Below are 21,514 nucleotides of genomic sequence, written 5' to 3' on the forward strand. Positions count from 1 at the left end.
TTATACACCGCATTCACTAGTTCAACATCTATAATTATAGTCAAGAAAGATTCACTTCAGGTCGCAGATTTCATCACAGCTAATGAAATATATTTTTTCACATCGACCATTCAGCGAAGGCGCGACTTCGTGGTAGCCGGAGCGATAAGACTGAAAGTGCTCTTCTTTCTGGCTTCTCGCGGGAGGCATCCACAAAGCGTCGAAGCGATATTAGCAGGATTTCTAATTCTATCCTCGTGTATTGGGACATTCGTTGATCACATCCGCTCGATTTACGTCACGCCAGATTGCAGATTTCACCACAAATAACAAAATGCGCTTTCTCAAATAGACCATCCAGCGAAGACGCTTCTTCGTGGTAGCCGGAGCGATAAGACTGAAAGCGCTCTCCTTTCCGGCTTCTCGCGGGAGGCATCCACAAAGCGTCGAAGCGATATTAGCAGGATTTCTAATTCTATCCTCGTGTATTGGGACATTCGTTGATCACATCCGCTCGATTTACGTCACGCCAGATTGCAGATTTCACCACAAATAACAAAATGTGCTTTCTCAAATAGACCATCCAGCGAAGGAGCGACTTCGTGGTAGCCGGAGCGATAAGACTGAAAGTGTTCTCCTTTCTGGCTTATCGGGGAAGGCATCCACAAAGCGCCGAAGCGGCATTAGTAGTAATTCCAATTAACTCCAAGTATTAGTTCTTTTTCAGCGACCTCCCAAAAGCCCTTATAAAGCGCATACGCCGTATTCATTTATTCAGCATATATACTTCCGAAGTTGAAAGAATAACTACCTTTCTATAGGGGTTGAAAGTACCCTAAATTCGAAGAGAAAATACTATAAAGAAAGAGTAAGCAGTCACTTTATGATTAAATTTAGTTAATAAACGAATCTGATATACAGTAATCGAGTAGGAGGGAGTGATTAACTCCCGACCTCTCACACCACCGTACATACCGTTCGGTATACGGCGGTTCAATTAAGATTGATGACGCAAAATTTCGTAACGTGATAGTAGACTTTTGAGCCCTTGGGAACTCCAATAGGAGTTTCCGAGGGTTCTATGTAATACAGGACTTTTAGAAATTCTCCAGTAACTTTTACGCGAGTTACCCCATTCGTATGCCTTATCTTTCGGCGCACCTAATCCAATGAGCTTCCTCACCTTCGTACTTGGTTTCTTCCAGTTTTTCCACATACACATTCGAAGTCTTCTTCTAATCCATGAATCGAAAGCTCTGAAAACGCTTGGCGTATCCGCCAATGCAAAATAACCGCACCACCCCATAAGGTATTGATTTAGTTTCTTGATTCGATAATCCATCGGATAGGGTTTCTTCCTAGAGGTTATCTCTCGGATTTTATTCTTCATCCGTTTCATACTTTCTTTGGCAATCCGAACCTTTGGTTCTTTATGTAAAGTAAAGCTGAATCCAAGAAACTTCCTCTTCCAAGGGCGGTCTACCGCAGATTTATTCAGGTTAACTTTCAACTTAAGCCTTCCTTCAATAAACGAAGTGACAGAACCCATGACTCGATTTCCTGCTTTCTTTGTTTTCACATAGATGTTGCAGTCGTCAGCGTATCGGACAAATTTATGTCCTCTTTCCTCCAATTCTTTGTCTAGATCATCAAGGACAATATTGGAAAGTAATGGACTGAGTGGGCCACCTTGCGGCGTACCTTCCTCATTGGTTGTCACGATACCATTTATCATAATTCCTGATTTCAAATAGTTACGGATTAGCTTAAGCAGACGTTTGTCTTCGATTCGTTTCGAAAGTGTTCCCATTAACCTGTCATGGTTCACTTTGTCAAAGAATTTCTCCAAGTCTATATCGATTACCCACCGATTACCTTCCTGCATATATCCTTTCGCTTTCCTTATTGCGCCGTGGGCGCTTCGCTTTGGTCGAAATCCATAGCTATGTTCTGAAAACGTTGGATCATACAAAGTAGTTAATACTTGGGCAATGGCTTGCTGAATGAGACGATCCGTCACGGTAGGGATACCTAATAACCGCACGCCACCGTCAGGTTTCGGGATTTCGACCCTGCGGACAGGTTGCGGCTTATAAGTACCCTCAAGAAGTTCCATTTTCATGGATTCCCAGTGTTCCAAGATGTGCTTTCGTAGGTTTTGTACGGGCATTTCATCTACACCATGGCTCCCTTTATTGCGTTCTACCCGTTTCAGGGCAGAAAGCAGATTTTCACGCGACAGTATTCGTTCCATCAACATTGGTTACGCCTCTTTCCGTGAACAACGCTTCTTCTTATGCCAGCTCTGCTCCACCATCTCGAAGTCCCCCATGGGATTCACCACTTCCTCCTTCAAGCATGCCTTATCGGTTATCTGTGTTCTTCGCAGGTTACTGAATGCCAAGATGTTGTTCTCTCTTAATTGTTCAGCCCTTCCCATTCTGCTCGAGTTCGAATGGTACTATGGCTTCTGCTGACTTCTGATTGTTCAGCTACCCATCACTGAGTAGGTTACCAAGTGTACTCGGCGTTTCAATCAGACCTCCCCAGGTAAGAACGTAGTCTTTCCCTCCACCTATCTGCTTCATTTACTGCATATGACCTTCGGCAGAAAGGGCTTTGTTTTGTTAAGCAAACTCACCCAATCATACACAGCCTTATATGAAGTTCGTGTTCCTCAGACCGGAGGTTTGCCGCTCGCTTCCTTCAGATTCCACGTCGCCATGGACACCCTTGCGTTAAGCTAACTGTTACTTCTGCCTTCACAGTTCGGGACTTGCACCCTATAGACTACGCCCATGCTGGGCGCACTTAAAAAAGCATACACGAGATACCTCGTGTACGCTTTTGTAAGACTTTAAATTATAGATCGTCGAAGCCGTTCAAATCACTTGTTTTAACGTATTGACGTGAAGATTGTTCGAAGAAGTCGGTTTTCGTATCATCAAAACTATCTACATATGCGCGAATCCATTTCATCGGATTATCAGTGAATTCTGGATAGATTTCACTGAGTCCTAGCATCCGAAGCATTTTGTTCGCACGGTATTTGACGTACCCTTCCATCTCGGCCAAGTCAATGCCCTCGATATCAGCAAGCACATAACGGCTCCAGATAACTTCCTGTTCGACGGAATGTTTGAACTGATCATAAATCCAAGCTGTAAATTCATCTGTATTCTGTTCAGGATTTTCCGCAAGTGCTGCACGGAATATATCGCTGATCGCTTTACCGTGCTGCAACTCATCACGGTTGATGTACGAAATCATTGTCGATGTGCCGACCATTTTTTGGTTGCGTGCCAGATTGTAGAAAAATGCAAAACCGCTATAGAAAAATAAGCCTTCAAGCAGCGTCGTATAGACCATCGCTTTCAATGCCGATTCAATTGTCGGACGCTCTGCGAAATCGTTGTAGACTTCGACAATACGCTCATTCCGTTTCAATAACACTTCATCTGAGCGGCCCATTTCAAATGAAGCCATCTGCTTATTAAGTGTCGTAACTGATGAAAGAACATACGCATAGCTGTGATTATGTTCGCTTTCCTGATCAGCGATGGTAGCCATAATTGATTTAACAGATGGATCGGTTGTATAGTCCGCCATTTTTAACGCAATTGTCGTCTGCGGACCGTCAAGTGTCGCGAGTAAGCCGATGATTTTAAGGAATGCATCTTGCTCCGGCTGTGTCAGCGTCGCAAATTGCTTGACGTCTTGCGTCATATCGACTTCATTTGCCGTCCAGAATAGTGAACGGATTTGCTGTCTTAATGTATAGAAATGGGGATGTGCGATATCATTCCAATTTAGGATACCGCTCGCCTTCCCACCGAAAATAGCCGTTGATTTATTTGGATGTGCTGGTTCTAGCACTTTTACTCGTTTAAGTTTTTCCAATGTCTGATGACTCCCTTCGACCATTCAATTACTTTCTCTTCTTGTACGCCGCGCGGGCTTTGTTCGATTTTAAGCGGCTCATAAGTTGATCCGTAAAACCGGGCCAACTTCACTGCGGCGTGGCAAAATAATGTATCGCCACCAAATTGGGTATCACCCGTTCCAAAGACGTATACATTATCCGGTTTATAACCTACGTCTGCTACAAAATCTTTTACTTCGTCAGGCGTTGCGCCTTGCTCCCACGTGAACGATCCAAAGAGCATCACATCGAAATGGCGGGGATTCGGAATTGTGCCCCCACCGATTCGATATGTGACAACATCTATATTTTCCGACACTAACGTTTCTTCAATCATTTCAGCAACTTCTTGCGTGTTTCCGCTCCACGATGCGTAAACGATTAAGAATGACACCATTCACACTCTTCAATATCCGTTGCAGTTGAACGTGTATAGTACGTTGTTTTCATACCAGACTTCCACGCTTGCAAATGAAGTTCAAGCAGAACGGATGCACGGATTGTATTCGGAACATAGATGTTGAAAGAGATAGCCTGGTCAATATGGCGCTGTCTTGCTGCGTTTTGTTTAATCGACCAACGCTGATCGACGATATACGCGGAGCGGCGGTAAACGTCGTATGTGTTGTGATTAAGATCAGGTGCAACAACCGGAAGTTTATAGTCTTTCTTCTCTTCATGATAGAACGGTTTGAAAACCGGGTCGATTGATGCAGTTGATCCTGCAATGATAGACGTCGAGCTATTTGGCGCGACTGCCATCAAATAACCATTTCGCATTCCGTTTGCTGCCACGTCATTACGGAGTTCATGCCATTCCTTCGAATCGTAGTTTTTGTTGTCGAAATAAACGCCGGACTGCCAGTCGGATCCCTCAAATAATGGATATGAACCTTTTTCCGTAGCCAGTTCCATTGAAGCTTTTATCGTCAAGTAAGCAATCTTCTCATATAGTTTGTCCGCATAATCCACTGCTTCGTTTGATTCCCATTGTATATTTTGCAGGGCAAGCAAGTGATGCCAGCCAAATGTCCCTAGACCGATTCCGCGGTAACGAGCGTTAGTCCGTTGTGCTTGAACGACCGGTATTTTATTCAGATCAATGACATTATCAAGCATGCGTACTTGGATTGTAATAAGTCTTTCCAAAACGCTTGCTGGAACTGCACGACCAAGGTTAATGGATGATAGGTTACAAACGACGAAATCACCCGGTTTTGAACGTGTAACAACGATATCATCTTCGAGCGTGACAGATTCAAATTGAGTCGGGCTCATATTTTGCATGATTTCTGTACAAAGATTCGACGAATAAATCATGCCTTCGTGTTTGTTCGCATTCGCGCGGTTCACTTCATCACGGTAAAACATGTATGGTGTTCCCGTTTCCAATTGGCTACGCATAATCCGTTTCATGAGATCAATGGCAGGAACGATTTCACGGCTGAGTTCAGGATGATTGACACACTCTTCGTATTTTTCACGGAATGAACCTTCACCTTTTGTTTCATCGTAGAAATCTTCAAGTGAATAACCCATTACTGTCCGAACTTCATGTGGATCGAACAGATGCCAGTCCCCGCGTGCATCAACTTGTTCCATATAGATATCCGGAAGGCAGACGCCTGTAAAGATATCGTGTGCACGCAAGCGGTCGTCACCGTTGTTTAATTTGAGGTCAAGGAACGTGAAGATATCTTTATGCCAAACATCGAGATACACTGCAATCGCACCTTGGCGCTGTCCAAGCTGATCCACACTTACCGCAGTGTTGTTCAACTGCTTGATCCACGGAAGGACACCACTTGATGCGCCTTTAAATCCACGGATGGATGAGCCACGGCTCCGAACTTTACCCATGTAAACGCCGATGCCGCCGCCGTATTTCGACAAGTTGGCAATATCCGTATTGCTGTCATAGATGCCTTGCAAAGAATCGTCGACCGTGTCGATAAAGCAACTCGACAGTTGGCCATGCGGTTTTCCAGCATTCGACAATGTAGGTGTTGCAACCGTCATATAGAGACTGCTCATCGCCCAGTACGACTCCGCTACTTTTTCAAGTCGGTTAGTTGTTTCGTCCTGCATCAACGTCATCGCAATGACAAGCCAGCGCTCCTGAGGCAGTTCAACCGATCGTTTGCTGAAATCCACAGTGACGTAACGGTCCATAAGTGTTTTCAATCCGATATATGTAAATAACTTGTCCCGTTCCGGTTCGATTAGATTGCCAAGAATGACACGATCTTCGCGTGAATATTTTTCCGTTAAGACGGGTGTGTATAATCCTTGTTCAACAAGACGAGCAACATTATCTGCAAAGTCTGTATAGACCTTTACACCACGCAGCTGTTCTTGACGATTATAAACGTCATGCAGATGGATACGTGCAGCAACAAATGTCCAGTACGTCGTAACTTCGTCGATATTGCTGAGCGTTTCTAAGATCATTGCTTTCGTCCATTCTGATGCGCTTGCTTCCGGATGGCGTTCATTCCATTTTTCACTTGCATTAAGCAATGGACGGATCTCCTCCACGCCAAACTCGTTTTGCAAATCTTCCAATAGCATCTCAGTGCTCGTCTTAGTAATATTCATTGTCATTTTCATCGGCTCCTTTATCAAACCTAATTTTTCTATTTCCAATAAAAAACGATAATCCCACCTTTTTCAGGCAGATCCATCGTTTATGAGTTTTATTTACTGAGGGATAATTTGTTGGCTGTAGTTAGGTAGTCAAGAACTTATTTGACACTCTAAATTCCTATTTGTCAATAATACAGCTTTCGTTCAATTTCGCCACTAACACTATATGTAGTGTCTTAATCATTATACATACCCTAACATGTTGTGGTCTAATCGTAAATAGGAAGAAAGTTTACTTGTCCTACCATCAATAACTTATCCACATATCCACAGTCATTTTCTCGTGTCGCTTTGACCGTCATCATCGTCATTCTTGCAAATGATACACAAGTTATAAACATTAATTTAAAATCTAAAAAAAATTGGGCTGACATTACTTTCAGCGGTCAGTCCAATTTCTCAATTCATTTTTCTACATTTTTCACCCTTTATATTGTGGAATAAAACTCGCTTAAAATGTCAAATATCCTCTTCCCCCTGTTACCGACACAATATATTGGGTCACCTTCCATAACTAACGCACTTGCGTTAGATAGTCGGATAATAGTGCACATATTGTGGATTCCAGTAAAAAGGCGGCCTCATTCCAATTTTAGGTGCTCGCACAGGAATCGGATTGGAATTATAAATGATATCCACTTTTTCGTCTGAATGATTAATTAGCAATACTTCTACTTCATTTTTGACGCTATCGTTCCGCAAAGTAACATCCTTCCATCTCTTTTTCTATCCTATTCGAACTCAATCAGGAAAGTCATTCATTGTCATTGCTTTGCTAGCATAATGTAGTTCATCTAGAACTTTAGGAGGTTTCCTGTGACAAAAGAAAGTCAGGATTATCCGCTGTATCCGAACTTCGGAAAAATCACAAGGTATCAAGAAGTACCGATAACAGTGCCCGAGCAACGCCAACTGCGCCAACCAGGCGTCGAAGGATTGATGGTCCCCGCCCCAATTATTGAAAATCCGAATTATAAAGGCAGTGGGAAACTAAACAATAAAGTCGCGCTCATAACAGGCGGAGACAGCGGGATGGGAGCAGCAGCCGCGATTTCTTTTGCAAAAGAGGGGGCCGATGTCGCGATTTCGTATCTGGATGAACACGAGGATGCAAACCGGACAAAAACGAGGATTGAAGAACTTGGAAAGCGTTGTCTGCTCTTGCCTGGCGACTTAAGGGATAAACAACAATGCATAGATATTGTGGAACAAACCATCAGTACATTCGGGAAGCTGGATATCCTTTGCAATCACGTCGGAATCCAATTCCAGCAATTAAGTCTGCTGGATATCAGTGATCAGCAATTCGATGATACCTTCAAAGTGAATATCTACTCCTATTTTTATACAACCCGTGCTGCACTCCCCCACTTGCAAGCAGGAAGTTCCATCATTAACACAACCTCTGTGGTAGCTTACGAAGGTAATGATCAATTGATCGATTATAGCGCTACCAAGGGAGCCATCGTCAGTTTCACGCGGGCCTTGGCGAACAATCTTGTGTCGCAGGGTATTCGAGTCAATGCAATTGCACCCGGCAGAATATGGACCCCGCTCATCCCTTCAAGTTTCTCCGCAGACGAAGTAACGCAAGCGGGAAATCCAATGGAGCGCCAAGGTCAGCCTTTTGAAGTTGCCCCAACCTTTGTCTATCTCGCATCCGATGATTCACGTTTCGTGACAGGTCAAACACTTCATGTGAATGGCGGACAATTCACTTCATCATAAGAATAGTTTATAACTGTAACTTACGCCCATATTGCCTAAGACCATGCTGTACAATCAGAAAACACCAGACCTTAACAGGATTCTGGTGTTTTCATCATGAAATGGGGGTTAATATGGATTTTTCTTCTTCCGTTTTTTAGGTCTGTATTTTTTGTTCTTATCTTTTGGCTTATCTTCAACTGGCTTCTTGATATCGTACTCTGATCCAAATTCGGTCTGCAAGTTATCTTTTTGGTATGATCTAATGTCTTTTTCAGGAACCACTTTTTCATCAGTGAAAATCTGTTTTTGTAAATACTTATGAAATACGAATTCCCCTCCCGCAATAAGAATTGCAGATATAAAAGCAGCCATACCTAAGCGAACGGGCTGGTCATAAAAGTACGTACCCACTAACCAGATCATAACAAGTGCTAAACCAAAATCGGCTATTGTAGCAGCTATATTTTTTATCCGTGGTAACAAGAACATGTCACCGATAAACGATACACCTGTCAATAACACACTTGTGAGCAGGATATTTGCAAACGAAACTCCGTAAAGCCCTAAAACAACCCACAACACTACTGTAATCATTACAAATTTAATTATTAGCGCTGTCATCGTCTTCATCAGTTACTTTCCTCCATTCTGGGTTATAATTTTGTTTATTTCTTTTTAAAACCGACATGATTAGAATGTCCAACTAAACTAATATTTACGATTTGTACAGTGTGACTGTATAAATCCTGCAGGGCTTCTGTTCCAGCTCTACTTACAATTGAAGTTGCAGGGATGAATTTGTAGTCGTTCACAAAAGACAGATTACTGTCCACAACTTTTCATCCACTTCGTGTTGGAACACCATTAATTTGTCACTAAACGTATTTTTTATACTAGTAGTGGTAATTTGTATAATCTGCCTATTCCCAAAAAAGCAAATGTGATACAAGGATTTTTATCTACCGCAATTTCTCAAAAAAAGGTTACAAGTAATTATGAAATTGATTCATGCAACCACCCTATGAAATGGTTAATGGAGGGTGCAGAAAAAAGTAAAGACTTTTGCAGAACTTTTATCTACGGTCTGTCAAATTTGAGTTATACAGCATACTCTATTCTAGGAATAAGCACAGATAGCGAACCTTTTTTTGACTATGTGTTTCTTCGACAACTAAATCCGAAAGGTATAAGTTAATAAAAAAATGCATACGATTTAATGATGGAGAAAAACAATGATGGGATAGGTGATTGCATGGATGACAAATCCTCCTCAAGAAACAAAAAACCTGTTGACGAAAATAGCAAAAACGAACAACTAGAACAGTTCCGCATACAAAATACAGGGAAACCATTGACCACAAATCAATCGAAAAAATTATCAAATGACTCGGAACAGTTGAAGGCCGGAGCACGTGGTCCTTCATTGCGTCAGGACTATGAGTTCTTTGAAAAAATGACGCATTTTGTCCATGAACCAATACCGGAAAGAAAAGTTCACGCAAGAGGTTACGGGGCCCATGGTGAGTTTGAATGTTATCAGTCGATGAAACAGTATACAAAAGCCGGATTTTTACAGGAAACCGGGAAAAAGACTCCTGTATTTGTCCGGTTTTCTACTGTGCAAGGGAGTAGAGGTTCTAAGGATACAGCAAGGGATTTACGTTGCAAGGGCGTAAAATTTTATACAGAAGAAGGAAATTACGACTTGACAACGATTGCCATGCCTGTATTAGTCAACCAAGATGCGATGAAATTCCCGGATGTCATGCATGCTTATCAACCCGAGCCGCGTACCGGAATGCCAACTGCCGCCGGGGCACATGACACCTTCTGGGATTACGTAGCAAATAACCAGGAATCGCTGCATATGGTGTTGTGGATCATGTCGGATCGGGGCATTTTAAGAAGTTATCGTATGATGGAATCATGGTCGATCAATACGTATCTATTGGTCAACGATCAAGGAGTAGCAACCTTTGTAAGGTTTGTTTGGAAACCTGTCCTCGGTGTCCATTCCTTGCTTCAAGACGAAGCGCAAAAAATTGGCGGAATAGACCCGGATTTCCACCGACGGGATCTTCGAGAAGCGATTGACCGTGGTGCTTATGCTGAATATGAATTAGGTGTCCAGCTGATTTCGATGGAAGATGAATTCAAATTCGACTTTGACGTCTTAGATCCTGCGAAGTTTTGGCCGGAAGAGATTGTCCCTGTTCAACTGATTGGTAAAATGACATTAAATCGTAATGTCGATAATGAATTTGCAGAATTGGAGCAAGTCGCATTCAACCCTGCCAATGTCGTTCCGGGAATTGATTTTTCCAATGATCCAGTCCTGCAAGGAAGGTTAATCGCTTATCAAAGTGCACAATACCATCGTCTCGGCAGCGCAAATTTTCAGGATTTGCCGATCAATCGGCCGATCTGTCCGTTTCATAATAATACAAGACAAGGCTTTATGAGATATCGGATCGATGTGGACCAAGTCAGCTATCACGAAAACTCTTTAGCGAATAATACGCCGTACACGACGCCACCGGAAGAAGGCGGCTATGAATCCTATCCGAAAAAAATAGATGGGCACGCCATACGGGCACGGAGCAAATCGTTCGATGATTTCTTTACTCAACCGAGAATCTTCTGGAATAGCTTGACTCCAGTTGAAAAGCAACATACGATCGAAGCGCTTAGCTATCAACTCGGAAGTGTAATGAGCGAATCTGTCCGCCAGCAAAACGTCGATATGTTGGTCAATGTAGATAAGGAATTGGCTTGCATTGTGGCTGATAATATCGGTGTCGATCGTCCAAGTGGAACGAATGTCCCGGTATCAACTAGTTACGCTTCCCTTAGTCAGGCAAGTACCCCTAAATATGCATATTCGTTAAAAGTTGGCGTATTGATTGGCAATGGTTTTAACGGTCAAGAGGTAACAAATGCGATTAACGCACTCCAACAGCATGGGGTTTTCATCGAAATAGTCAGTGAAAGGCTTGGTACAGTCACTGGGGCCGATGGAACAAAAATCAAAGTCAATAAGACCTTTCTCACCTCTAGTCCATATTTACTTGACTCCATTTATGTAGTTGGAGGAAATTCTGAAAACCAAGATAAATTCAAGAAAGATATGATGTATTATGTAAATAACACATATAAACACTATAAACCAATTGGTGTTGCTTCAACTGGTCAGTCTTATTTTCAAAAAACAGAAAAAAATAATTTAGCTGGCATCGTTTTTGCCGAAAATAATCAAGACTTCGGCAATGAGTTTGTCTCTGCAATCGCTCAGCAACGTTTTTGGGATAGAAAATAGTATTGTGATCTTAATTGGGGACAATCGCAATTTATTATGGTGACAGTCACCAAATCAAACATGAATTTCACAACTAACACGTTTGTTCCATTAAACGTGAATTTTCATCCAAATATCCGCTGTTTACTACTTGTTGACACTTGTTCGTCGTCTTGCTATGATCACATACAATATCATTGACGAAGAGAGTAGCAACCGCTTCTTTTTCAGCGAACCGGGGATGGTGGGAGCCCGGTGAAGAGTGCTTGTGAACCGCACTTCAGAGATGCTTGTTCCAAGCCGGTGTCTCGCCGTTATGAGAAAGTGGCCCCTATTGCGGGCAATTTGAGTGGTACCGCGGAAGTTAAGCTTTCGTCTCATTAATTTGAGATGAAGGCTTTTTATTTTATTTTTTCATTAATTAAAGGGGTGTTCGTGATGAAAACAGATGTCCTGCAAGTGCTTCAACAATTCAGCCCGGTGCCATTGGATAAAAATATGTTAGAAAGGCCCGTTCACACACATTTAGGAGATTTGGCCCTGCCTTGTTTCCCGTTCGCAAAAGCACTTAGAAAATCACCTGTTATTATTGCCGATGAAATTGCACAAGCCATCAATCATCCACTGATTCATAAAGCTGTGGCCGTCAACGGGTATGTGAATATCTTTCTGAACCGTTCTACGATTACCAGTAGCCTACTGCTGAAAATTCTAGATCAATCAATATCCTTTGGTTCATCTAACGTAGGGAGTGGCGGCGTGGTGACGATTGACTTGTCCTCACCTAATATCGCAAAGCCATTTTCCATGGGGCATCTGCGTTCCACTGTCATCGGGAATTCAATTTCACTGCTACTAGAAAAAAACGGTTTTAAGACTGTGAAAATCAATTACATCGGTGATTGGGGTACGCAATTCGGCAAGCTGCTGACAGCCTACCGGAAATGGGGCAATGAACGAGAGGTTCAGCTAGCGCCAATTCAGACGTTACTAAGACTGTATATTCGTTTTCATGAAGAAGCGGAGCATGACGAATCGCTGAATGATGAAGGCAGAGCAGCATTCAAGGCCCTGGAAGATGGAGATTTGGAAGCGTTGGCGTTATGGAAATGGTTCAAAACGGAATCCCTCAAAGAATTTCAACGCATTTATGATTTGCTTGGTATCACTTTTGATTCCTATAACGGCGAGGCCTACTATAATGACAAGATGGAACCAATCGTTAAAGAGTTGGCGGATAAAGGACTTTTACAAGAATCAAATGGAGCACTCGTCGTTGAACTTGATGAGGATATGCCGCCTTGTTTGATTATGAAATCAGACGGCGCGACATTATATGCCACACGTGATTTAACTGCAGCAATCGATAGAAAAGAAACGTATGACTTCGTCAAATCTCTCTATGTCGTTGGGAATGAACAAAGTCTCCATTTTACGCAATTTAAGAAGGTCCTTAGTAAAATGGGCTACGAATGGGCAGATGATATCCAACATATTCCTTTCGGTCTCATATTGAAAGCCGGGAAAAAGATGTCGACCCGCAAAGGAAAAATCGTCTTGCTGGAACAAGTTTTGAATGAGGCAATTTCGCTCGCCGAGGCGACAATTGAAGCGAAGAATCCGAATTTAGCTAACAAGGGAGAAGTCGCCGAAGCAGTCGGCGTCGGAGCCATCATTTTTGGCGATCTGAAACAGCACCGAAAACACGATATCGAATTCAACTTGGAAACAATGCTTCAAACAGAAGGCGAAACCGGCCCTTATGTCCAATATGCTTATGCACGGGCCAAGTCAGTGTTAAGAAAAGCCGGGGAAATACAGTCATTTAGCGTAAATGACGTGAATGATTTCGAATGGGAGATCATTAGAGCATTGGAGCAATTCCCACATATAGTTAAGCGTGCCGCTGATGAGTTGGACCCTTCCATCATTGCAAAATACGCAATTGATCTTGCCCAAACGTTCAGCTCCTTTTATGGGAATGTTAAGGTTCTTTCCGATACAAACCATCTACAATACAGAATTGCGCTGATCACAAGCACCGTAATTGTATTGAAAGAGGCGCTCCGATTGTTGGGAATGAAGGCGCCTGAGGAGATGTGATTGAAAGTGAATGACACCAATCATTCGTAAGTCATTAGGTTCTGTGTAGCGTATAAAAACAACGAAAAGCGATGATGAAAACGCCAAACATTTAAATTTGGCATTTCACCATCGCAATCCATTACATTAATTAATTGAGTTTCTTGTTCAATATATGTTGAAATAAAGAATCCCATTGAATCCGCTTTGGTGCGAGGGGAGGCCACCCACCAAAGCGGATATTCTTTATCTCAACATATAGAGTTGCGGAATACACGGCTATTTGTTCTTAATCTCCTCCAGCAATGAAATAATCTTTTCATTCTGTTCAATCACTGTTTCGTTTTGACTTCTCATTTTTGAAAAGTCGAAAACAAATACAAGCAATATTATTAGCCCAAAAAAGCCCAAAGTCTTTGCACCTCATTACTTTCCTGTGATTTTATTACTAGAATCAGATAGTTTTTTACATTCTGCCCTTTTACTTGAACCAACTCTACTACTTATACGTCCGTGTTAGTTGGAACGTTTCATTAATTCAGAAGTAAGTAATCAAAAACTCCTTTCTTTACACAAAAGAAGCGCTGCCTACATGGCAGCGCTTCTTTTAGTAGTATTCTCAACGTTATTTGCTACTAAATTTCCCAACTTTTAATTCCGTATGTCATTCAACGCTTTCCATCTTCCTCTTCCCAACACTCCGCACCTTTAAGACCCGGAACCGAGCTAGCTTTAAACACCGGATTCAGCCCTTTTTTACGTTGTGCTGAGAAATCATCGAGCACTTTGAATGCAACTTTACCAAGCACCAGAATGACAAATAAGTTCAATAGCGCCATCATTCCCATGAATAGATCTGCCATGCTCCAGACAACGCTCACTTTCGCCATTGCACCGAACATAACCATGCCGAGAACGGCGAAACGGTAAACTGTCATCCAAGATTTATGGGCATTAATGAATTCGATATTTGTCTCCCCGTAATAATAATTTCCTATGATCGAACTGAATGCAAAGAACATGATGGCAAACGCAACGAAATACGGAGCCCATGCTCCAACATGAACAGCCATCGAAGCCTGCGTCAGCAGGATACCGTCCATTTCTCCAGTCCCATAAAGATCCGCCAGCAGAATGATGAATGCAGTAGCTGAACAGATGATAATCGTGTCAAAAAATACACCTAGACTCTGAACAAGCCCTTGTTTTGCCGGATGTGAAGCGTTCGCTGTAGCTGCTGCATTCGGCACGCTCCCCATTCCAGCTTCGTTTGAAAACAGCCCGCGCCGTATGCCTTGCATCATTGCAGCTCCGATACCGCCGCCGACTATTTCCTTGATGCCGAAAGCATGTTCAATAATTAATGCAAACATTGCGGGCACTTCAGTAATATTCATAATAACGATATAAGCCGCGACAAGAATGTAAAGGACCGCCATAACCGGTACGATTGTCTGCGTAACTTTAACAATCCTTTTAACACCACCAAAAATAATGACCGCTGTTAATAAAACCAGACTTAATCCTATCACCCATGCAGGAATGCCGAAGACATCATTGAATGATTGGCTAATTGTATTCGACTGTACAGCATTGAAAATAAATCCGAAACAAAGTGTCAACAGAATAGCAAACACAATCCCGAGTTTCCGCCAACCAAGTGCTTTCTGCATATAATAAGCAGGCCCTCCGCGGAATGAATCACCATCTTTCACTTTGTAAACCTGCGCAAGCGTACTTTCCACGAAAGCCGTAGCCATCCCGATAATGGCAATAATCCACATCCAAAACACTGCGCCTGGTCCTCCGATTCCGATTGCAAGCGCAACTCCTGTAATATTACCCGTACCTACCCGTGAAGCTGCACTGATTGTGAATGCCTGAAACGGGGAGACTCCATCATCGCCTTCTTTTTTCTCAACTATCAAGCGGAACATTTCACCAAACAGCCGCACTTGGACGAATTTCGTACGAATCGTAAAGTAGGCTCCTATTAAAAGAAGAACGCCGATCAGTATGTACGTCCATATAAAATCATTTGCTGGACCAACCAGCCATTTTAATGCATCCATAAACATGGAGAAACCACCTCTTTCTAATCTATTTTTACGTTAAGTTATATTTATATACCCCAAATCAAAAAATGTCTACCGTATTCTTTATATTTATATAAATCAAAATACCATCAGGTTTTTGGTGAAACCTGATGGCATTTTGATTATAATGCTGCCTTGACCGTTTTTTATAATAACCGATAGTGAGAACAGCATACATAATGTAAATCAGTACATAAATGCCCATTGCTATTGAAGCGGGCACTGTAATGTCAGACATTTAATATAGCTACTTGGTACTCATCATTAAACGTTTATTACAATTATCAAAATCAATTTAGCTTGTCCTTTGCCTTCGTGGGAATCTCTTCCTTTTCCACTTCTTGATAAGAAGTTACTTCCTTTCCTTTCTTAATAAACAACTCCAAATATGCATCTTTACGCAATTCGTGACCACCTGTGAACGTAAACTCTTTTTCATTTCCTTTTTTATCAAAAGCGGGCAGTGTGTATTCGTATCGAACATATAGCTCTCCACCGGGTGATTTGTCCTCGAGTTTAGTACCACTTTCCGTGATTTGAACATAATAACTTTCTGTTCCTAATCGATTGAAACCCACAGTTCTAAAGGTTATTAGGAAACCGATAATAACAACTATGATTGCAATTGCTACGATTACTTTCTTCATGATTTTGCTCCCTATCTATTCGTAGTTGAATTTTTTCTTCCATAAGTCATAAGACGCCACACTTTCTCCAATGGACCCATCTTGAAAAATTTAAACCATAGAACACTGAAAAGTATCTGGATAATGAAAATTATACTGGCAATCAAGACGGTCTGACTTGACGATGCAAATTTGATGCCCATTAGTGACATGATTGCCAAAGCAATGAAACTTTGAGCAACATAGTTAGTCAAAGCCATTTGGCCGACGCGAGCTACAGGTTTCAGTAGTTGTACAATGATCTTATTTTCAAACAATAAGAACATCGTTGCCAGATAAAACAGCACGGTAGGAATTGTGCCAAGAGAAATGATTAAATCCACATAATCTACACCTTGTTGCTTTGCTATCCAAATCCATACAGAAAAACCAATGACGATTGGCAGTGTCACAATCTGAATCCATCTGACTTGCTTTTGCAATCGGCCAATTTGTCGTGGCCAGTCCGCTTTTGCAACTAAGAAACCTGCCAAAAACATAATGTAGACAAGCACTGTATCATTTCCGAGTGAAGCCATGGAACTGGCCATTGTCGGAATGACTAATGCTATAATCAGCGCAATCAGGTAAACGCAAGTGAAGCCGGCCAGCCATTTTTTGATGGTCGAGATTTGCACCCTGTAAAATGGGAGGAGAAGAAATCCGATAACAGCATAGGCTGCTAAAATAGATCCCCAAAATATGATTGCGTGAATAATACCGAGTACCAATAAGCTCAGCAAACGGCGAACAAAACGCCATCTTGGCTTATCTCCACGCTGCTGGGCACGTGATGTAAAAATGTAGAAACCGATACCGAACAGGAAGGAGAATATGGAGAAGAATTTCTTTTCCACCAAGATATGAATGAGCATATCTACATAATGATTCATCCCAGTATTTACGGGGAGAATATCACCCTCCATAACAACTTTATAAGCAGGTATGTTAATCAGCATAATACCAAACAATGCGATTCCACGGATAATATCCAATGATATAATTCTTTCTTTTTTTGCGATTGATGGGTTCATTCAACATTCCTCTTTCTTACAGGTACAATAAGAATTTCGCCTTCTTTATTCATTTAATTTTTTGTATGTCTTCTTAAAGAATTTATATTGCTATACTCATTAAAATAAAGTGGCTTGTCTTTTTTTATCCAACGAATCAGTATATGTCCGATTACAGTCATCCATAAAAGCACTGATAAACAAACAAGACCGATTGAGAAAAGGAGTAACAGTAATTCTGCTTGACTTGCGAACTGATTTGCTACACCTGCAAGTCCACTGAAGAAATAAGGCAAGTAAATCGCAAGGTATCGTCTGCTTAAACTAGTAAACCATTTGGTCGTTTCGGGCTGTAATTTCATCCGAACAATTCTTGAACCTAGTGTATAGCCCTTCCAAATCATCGGTACAATTACAATCCCCACAAATAGGACAACCGTAAAGAGCGCAAATTCGGTGAACATACCTGTCCATTTCATCAAGCTCATAACAACCCCCGTAATGAACCTAACTAGAATGATGTCCAGAACAAGTCCAAAAAGTTGTGCACCTATGGTCGATTGTCCTTCATTCATATGCGTTTCATCCTGTTCATTTATCTTATCCCTTGAAGGAATAAGCGCTAAGAACAGGGGTGCAAAAAGGAAGCCGAGAAATGCGCCGAGTGTATTCGCCATAAGATCATCGACATCAAACAGTCTGTATGGACATGTGAAAATCCCGAAAACACCTGTTAACTGCGTAATTTCAAAAAATAAGGACACGCCGAATCCTATCAGAATCACATAAAACCATTTGGCCTTCGTTTTGAATAAATAACGTAAAAACACGCCAGCTGGAAATAATAGGAGTACGTTAAATACGACTTGATACACCGAGAGAGCCCCAACCAATGATTTATATGAAGAGGGCCTTGACCAAACTACACCTGTATCATGTGCTATGTCCTGGATGAATTGAAACGGTCGTAATTGCATATACGACATTATCGGATCCGCAAATTGACAATTATCCCTAACTGTTGGTAAAGGTAAAATCACAAGAAAGAAGGCACTTAAACCGTAAAATAAAAAACTGATTATCAACAACGTGCGCCAAAAACTAATGTACCCATATTTTCGGTATTGGTAGATTGCCCAAGGCAAAGTCAAAAATGATGCGAGCATAAAACAGACAATAAATGCGATGAAAATTGGCATGATATGAGTTTGCAATTAATCCCCCCCTTCCTAACCATTACCTCTAACGTATTCCTGAATTGAATCCCTTTTATCGGAAATGGCACCCAATCCACTATTACATGAAAGAGTGCCACTTCGAAATTAGAACTATTCGTAAAGTTAAAATCAATTACAGTGCAGCTTTCACCGTTTTCCGATAATAGCCGACTGTCAAGAAAGCGAATACGAGGTAAATCAATGCATAAAGGCCCATCGCAATCGTTGTTGGTACTGTAATGTCGGACATGAATAGGAACGATGCCGCCTTTATCGCAAAGACTGAATGCAATAGACCAATCAGTAGCGGCAAGCCAAAGACAAATGCTTGTTTGCGTATAATCCCGCGCATAATGTCTTTTACTGTAAAGCCAAGTTGACGAAGTGTTGCATAACTTTTTTTCTCTTGTTCAGCTTCAGTCATTTGTTTGAAATACAAAATACTGCCTGTAGAAATTAAGAACACCAACCCTAGAAACCCAGCGATAAAGATGAGAAGTCCAGTACTTTGCATGGATTTTACATACGTCAAATAATAATCGGTGCCATATGACGACATGGTGTCTTGATTTGGGTTACGGATAGTAGATGCAATGGCAAGTTGGTCTTTGTCTGTTACATTGAAAACGCGGACATTCCTTACTATACTCTCTGGGGTCATCTCTACTATTTTTTCTGGTTTCATCGTTCTTTTATACTGTTCAAAATCGGCATCACTCACTACAAGTTGAGATCCCCAAACTGCGTTCACAACGTCTCCTTCACCATATTTCACAGCGGTAAATATGCTTTCTGTTTCACCACTTGTAATATACATCTCGAATGGTATCTTTATATCTTTTGCCATAGTCAACATGGAAGCGTTATGAAAAATGACAGATCCATCTTTTGGCGTTTCAACTTCGAGACCTGCTTTTTGTAATTGCTTAGCATTTACAAGATAGGCATTAAAAGTTTCTTCCCTCATATCAAGAAAAGTAGGGAAAATGCCTTTTTCATGAGTTCCTTCCACTCCGAGTAATTCGATTGTCCCAGTTGTGTAATCAATTCCATTTTCTTTTAACTCAACCTCAAAGTCCTCTGCCGATATTTCGTTGTCTGAAAGCGGTGTTGCCACTCCTTCTTCAAACGCAAAATCGAATGGCATCATGTAGCGCGTTTCTTTTTCCGTTGAATAATAAAGCGAGTAGGAACCTGCAAGCATCGCTAAAGTCATTGCAGATAGAACTGTAATGATGGTGAGCGAGTTCGCATTCCCTTTTAGTCGGTGCATGAGTGAGGCAAGTGACAAACTATTGGAAAGTCCTAAATGTCCTTGCTTGCTCTTTCGTACTTGATAGAACAACCAACTGATTGTCACGCGGAATAGAAGATAGGTTCCTAATATCGTTGAAAATAAAACGCCAAGCATATTAAAGAATAACAATTCGTTCAACATATGTGCCGATAGCCAATATCCAAAGACGATCAATCCGATACCAAGTAAAGCAAGTAGTGCCGACAGCCCACTTTTCGGTTTCTTCGGCTGTTCCCCTTCTTTGTCAGCATTGAATAGGGCAAGCAATGTACTCCGATACACCTTGAAGACCATTTGAATCGATGTAAGTGCGATGATAACAATGAATACAAGTGCTGTCTGTAAAACAGCCGCCATCGAAAATGACAGCTCTACAATGCCGTCGAAGCCAACCAATTTCATGAGTATCAATAAAAACACTCGGGATAACAGCATCCCCATACCAATTCCGATAATAAGTGCTCCGGCACCAAGGAGTGTATTTTCAATAATAAAGAGCCGTGCAACTGCCCCTTTCGTCAATCCAATCAATTGATACAGTCCAATTTCACGACTTCTTCTCCGAAGGAAAATTGAATTGGCGTAAATAACGAATATGCCTGCAATGAAAAGAACCAGAATACCCGCCACCTTGAATGCAGAATCCATCTTCATAGAATCACTTGCTTGCTCAATAACTGCTGAATCATATTGCAACGTTGCAAACACAAAATACAGAACGACACTGAAAATCAATGCAAAGAAATAGAGATAATAGTGCTTAATATTTTTCCGCATACTCCGGATAACAAGGTCAAATAGTGTCAACGCTGTCACCCCCGAGAATGCCTTGAACTTTCAGGATTTCCTGGAAGAAGGCTTGTCTCGTTTTATCGCCACGATACAATTCCGTATAAATGGAGCCATCTTTCAAAAAGACGACGCGGCTGCAATAGCTGGATGCAAGCGGGTCATGCGTAACCATCATGATTGTGACACCTCGCTTGTTATTAACATCTTCCAAAGTGCCTAGTAAAGAAGATGCCGATTTGGAATCGAGTGCGCCTGTCGGTTCATCTGCGAATACCATGGAAGGCCTGTTAATGAGCGCACGCGCAGCTGACGTTCGTTGTTTTTGACCACCCGAAATTTCGTGCGGGTATTTGTTTGCAAGTTCTTTAATACCAAGGATGTCTGCGATTGCCGTGAACTCTGCTTCCGCTTCTTTTTTATTCATCTTACCAAGTGATACAGGTAGCAAGATGTTTTCTTTTACAGTCAATGTATCCAGCAAATTATAGTCTTGGAAAATGAACCCTAACTTATCACGACGAAACGCGGAAAGTTCCCGGTCTTTCATCTTCGAAATATCGGAATCTCCGATGAGGATAGACCCCTCTGTTGTACGATCAATCGTTGCGAGAACGTTGAGCAATGTGGTCTTCCCTGCTCCCGAAGAGCCCATAATACCAACAAATTCACCTTCATGGACACGAAGTTCGATGCCTTTTAGTACTTGTTGGACATTGTTGCGTGACCCATAGGATTTCCGGATGTTTTGCGCATGCAAAACTGTTTTGTTCATTGTATGTGTTTCATTCATAATAATTTGC

At 41.7% G+C, this 21,514-nt stretch carries 18 protein-coding genes and 1 other annotated feature; of the genes, 3 read left to right on the plus strand and 15 right to left on the minus strand.

The genetic code is table 11. From position 1 onward, the window contains the following. Positions 1-976: 976 nt before the first annotated feature. The 6 genes from ltrA to MKZ11_RS02150 form a co-directional block, all read right to left on the minus strand. Entirely contained in the window at positions 977-2,239 is a 1,263-nt protein-coding gene (ltrA, locus tag MKZ11_RS02125) for a group II intron reverse transcriptase/maturase (protein ID WP_340792415.1), read from the minus strand. Between the two features lie 602 nt (positions 2,240-2,841). Next, positions 2,842-3,879 carry a ribonucleotide-diphosphate reductase subunit beta gene (locus MKZ11_RS02130; protein WP_340792416.1) on the minus strand — a complete coding sequence of 346 codons (1,038 nt, stop codon included), beginning with the start codon at positions 3,877-3,879 and terminating at the stop codon, positions 2,842-2,844. Further along, positions 3,858-4,298 (minus strand): flavodoxin, encoded by a 441-nt coding sequence (locus MKZ11_RS02135; RefSeq protein WP_340792417.1) that lies wholly within the window; start codon positions 4,296-4,298, stop codon positions 3,858-3,860. Before MKZ11_RS02135 ends, MKZ11_RS02130 begins: the two co-directional genes overlap by 22 nt. Continuing rightward, the gene (locus MKZ11_RS02140) at positions 4,283-6,505 is read right to left on the minus strand and encodes a ribonucleoside-diphosphate reductase subunit alpha (RefSeq protein WP_340792418.1); all 2,223 of its coding nucleotides are present in this window, start codon (positions 6,503-6,505) and stop codon (positions 4,283-4,285) included. The genes MKZ11_RS02135 and MKZ11_RS02140 overlap by 16 nt, the downstream gene beginning before the upstream one ends. A gap of 251 nt (positions 6,506-6,756) precedes the next feature. Then, complete coding sequence (locus MKZ11_RS02145; protein ID WP_340792419.1) at positions 6,757-6,921, minus strand: hypothetical protein; 165 nt, start codon at positions 6,919-6,921, stop codon at positions 6,757-6,759. 154 nt (positions 6,922-7,075) lie between these two features. Beyond that, positions 7,076-7,249, minus strand: coding sequence for a hypothetical protein (locus MKZ11_RS02150; RefSeq protein WP_340792420.1), 174 nt, complete (start codon positions 7,247-7,249; stop codon positions 7,076-7,078). A 114-nt stretch (positions 7,250-7,363) separates the two neighbouring features. Here MKZ11_RS02150 and MKZ11_RS02155 point away from each other — a divergent pair, with 114 nt between their 5' ends. Next, positions 7,364-8,275, plus strand: a complete 912-nt coding sequence (locus MKZ11_RS02155) for an SDR family oxidoreductase (protein WP_340792421.1) — start codon at positions 7,364-7,366, stop codon at positions 8,273-8,275. 108 nt (positions 8,276-8,383) lie between these two features. Here the strand turns inward: MKZ11_RS02155 and MKZ11_RS02160 are convergent, their stop codons facing one another. Further along, positions 8,384-8,887: a YndM family protein gene (locus tag MKZ11_RS02160; RefSeq protein WP_340792422.1), complete on the minus strand. Its 504-nt coding sequence runs from the start codon at positions 8,885-8,887 to the stop codon at positions 8,384-8,386. A 35-nt stretch (positions 8,888-8,922) separates the two neighbouring features. After that, a complete protein-coding gene (locus tag MKZ11_RS02165; protein ID WP_340792423.1) occupies positions 8,923-9,069 on the minus strand; it encodes a hypothetical protein in 147 nt (48 codons plus the stop codon). A 440-nt stretch (positions 9,070-9,509) separates the two neighbouring features. Here MKZ11_RS02165 and MKZ11_RS02170 point away from each other — a divergent pair, with 440 nt between their 5' ends. Together MKZ11_RS02170 and argS are read left to right on the plus strand one after the other, a co-directional pair. Further along, entirely contained in the window at positions 9,510-11,573 is a 2,064-nt protein-coding gene (locus MKZ11_RS02170) for a catalase (RefSeq protein WP_340796892.1), read from the plus strand. A gap of 167 nt (positions 11,574-11,740) precedes the next feature. Continuing rightward, positions 11,741-11,935: a binding site (T-box leader), on the plus strand. 55 nt (positions 11,936-11,990) lie between these two features. Next, complete coding sequence (gene argS / locus MKZ11_RS02175) at positions 11,991-13,655, plus strand: arginine--tRNA ligase (RefSeq protein ID WP_340792424.1); 1,665 nt, start codon at positions 11,991-11,993, stop codon at positions 13,653-13,655. 647 nt (positions 13,656-14,302) lie between these two features. Here the strand turns inward: argS and MKZ11_RS02180 are convergent. The 7 genes from MKZ11_RS02180 to MKZ11_RS02210 all read right to left on the minus strand — a co-directional run bounded on the left by MKZ11_RS02180 (position 14,303) and on the right by MKZ11_RS02210 (position 21,504). Continuing rightward, the gene (locus tag MKZ11_RS02180; RefSeq protein WP_445326970.1) at positions 14,303-15,712 is read right to left on the minus strand and encodes an alanine/glycine:cation symporter family protein; all 1,410 of its coding nucleotides are present in this window, start codon (positions 15,710-15,712) and stop codon (positions 14,303-14,305) included. A 58-nt stretch (positions 15,713-15,770) separates the two neighbouring features. Then, the gene (locus MKZ11_RS02185; protein ID WP_340792425.1) at positions 15,771-15,968 is read right to left on the minus strand and encodes a hypothetical protein; all 198 of its coding nucleotides are present in this window, start codon (positions 15,966-15,968) and stop codon (positions 15,771-15,773) included. A 52-nt stretch (positions 15,969-16,020) separates the two neighbouring features. Further along, complete coding sequence (locus tag MKZ11_RS02190; RefSeq protein ID WP_340792426.1) at positions 16,021-16,377, minus strand: YxeA family protein; 357 nt, start codon at positions 16,375-16,377, stop codon at positions 16,021-16,023. Between the two features lie 11 nt (positions 16,378-16,388). Beyond that, a complete protein-coding gene (locus MKZ11_RS02195; protein ID WP_340792427.1) occupies positions 16,389-17,429 on the minus strand; it encodes a DUF418 domain-containing protein in 1,041 nt (346 codons plus the stop codon). A gap of 53 nt (positions 17,430-17,482) precedes the next feature. Then, entirely contained in the window at positions 17,483-18,622 is a 1,140-nt protein-coding gene (locus MKZ11_RS02200) for a VanZ family protein (RefSeq protein ID WP_340792428.1), read from the minus strand. Between the two features lie 136 nt (positions 18,623-18,758). After that, positions 18,759-20,738 (minus strand): ABC transporter permease, encoded by a 1,980-nt coding sequence (locus tag MKZ11_RS02205; RefSeq protein ID WP_340792429.1) that lies wholly within the window; start codon positions 20,736-20,738, stop codon positions 18,759-18,761. Next, complete coding sequence (locus MKZ11_RS02210; RefSeq protein WP_340792430.1) at positions 20,716-21,504, minus strand: ABC transporter ATP-binding protein; 789 nt, start codon at positions 21,502-21,504, stop codon at positions 20,716-20,718. The genes MKZ11_RS02205 and MKZ11_RS02210 overlap by 23 nt, the downstream gene beginning before the upstream one ends. Positions 21,505-21,514: the final 10 nt, after the last annotated feature.

The organism is Sporosarcina sp. FSL K6-1508 (assembly GCF_038007465.1).
GTDB classification, from domain to species: Bacteria; Bacillota; Bacilli; order Bacillales_A; family Planococcaceae; genus Sporosarcina; species Sporosarcina psychrophila_B.

What these genes read in the sequence shown, in the direction of transcription:
- ltrA (WP_340792415.1), bottom strand. Translation starts at nt 2,239, where the DNA reads ATGTTGATGGAACGAATACTGTCGCGTGAAAATCTGCTTTCTGCCCTG.
- MKZ11_RS02135 (WP_340792417.1), bottom strand. Translation starts at nt 4,298, where the DNA reads ATGGTGTCATTCTTAATCGTTTACGCATCGTGGAGCGGAAACACGCAA.
- MKZ11_RS02140 (WP_340792418.1), bottom strand. Translation starts at nt 6,505, where the DNA reads ATGACAATGAATATTACTAAGACGAGCACTGAGATGCTATTGGAAGAT.
- MKZ11_RS02145 (WP_340792419.1), bottom strand. Translation starts at nt 6,921, where the DNA reads ATGTCAGCCCAATTTTTTTTAGATTTTAAATTAATGTTTATAACTTGT.
- MKZ11_RS02160 (WP_340792422.1), bottom strand. Translation starts at nt 8,887, where the DNA reads ATGAAGACGATGACAGCGCTAATAATTAAATTTGTAATGATTACAGTA.
- MKZ11_RS02170 (WP_340796892.1), top strand. Translation starts at nt 9,510, where the DNA reads ATGGATGACAAATCCTCCTCAAGAAACAAAAAACCTGTTGACGAAAAT.
- argS (WP_340792424.1), top strand. Translation starts at nt 11,991, where the DNA reads ATGAAAACAGATGTCCTGCAAGTGCTTCAACAATTCAGCCCGGTGCCA.
- MKZ11_RS02180 (WP_445326970.1), bottom strand. Translation starts at nt 15,712, where the DNA reads ATGTTTATGGATGCATTAAAATGGCTGGTTGGTCCAGCAAATGATTTT.
- MKZ11_RS02185 (WP_340792425.1), bottom strand. Translation starts at nt 15,968, where the DNA reads ATGTCTGACATTACAGTGCCCGCTTCAATAGCAATGGGCATTTATGTA.
- MKZ11_RS02190 (WP_340792426.1), bottom strand. Translation starts at nt 16,377, where the DNA reads ATGAAGAAAGTAATCGTAGCAATTGCAATCATAGTTGTTATTATCGGT.
- MKZ11_RS02195 (WP_340792427.1), bottom strand. Translation starts at nt 17,429, where the DNA reads ATGAACCCATCAATCGCAAAAAAAGAAAGAATTATATCATTGGATATT.
- MKZ11_RS02210 (WP_340792430.1), bottom strand. Translation starts at nt 21,504, where the DNA reads ATGAATGAAACACATACAATGAACAAAACAGTTTTGCATGCGCAAAAC.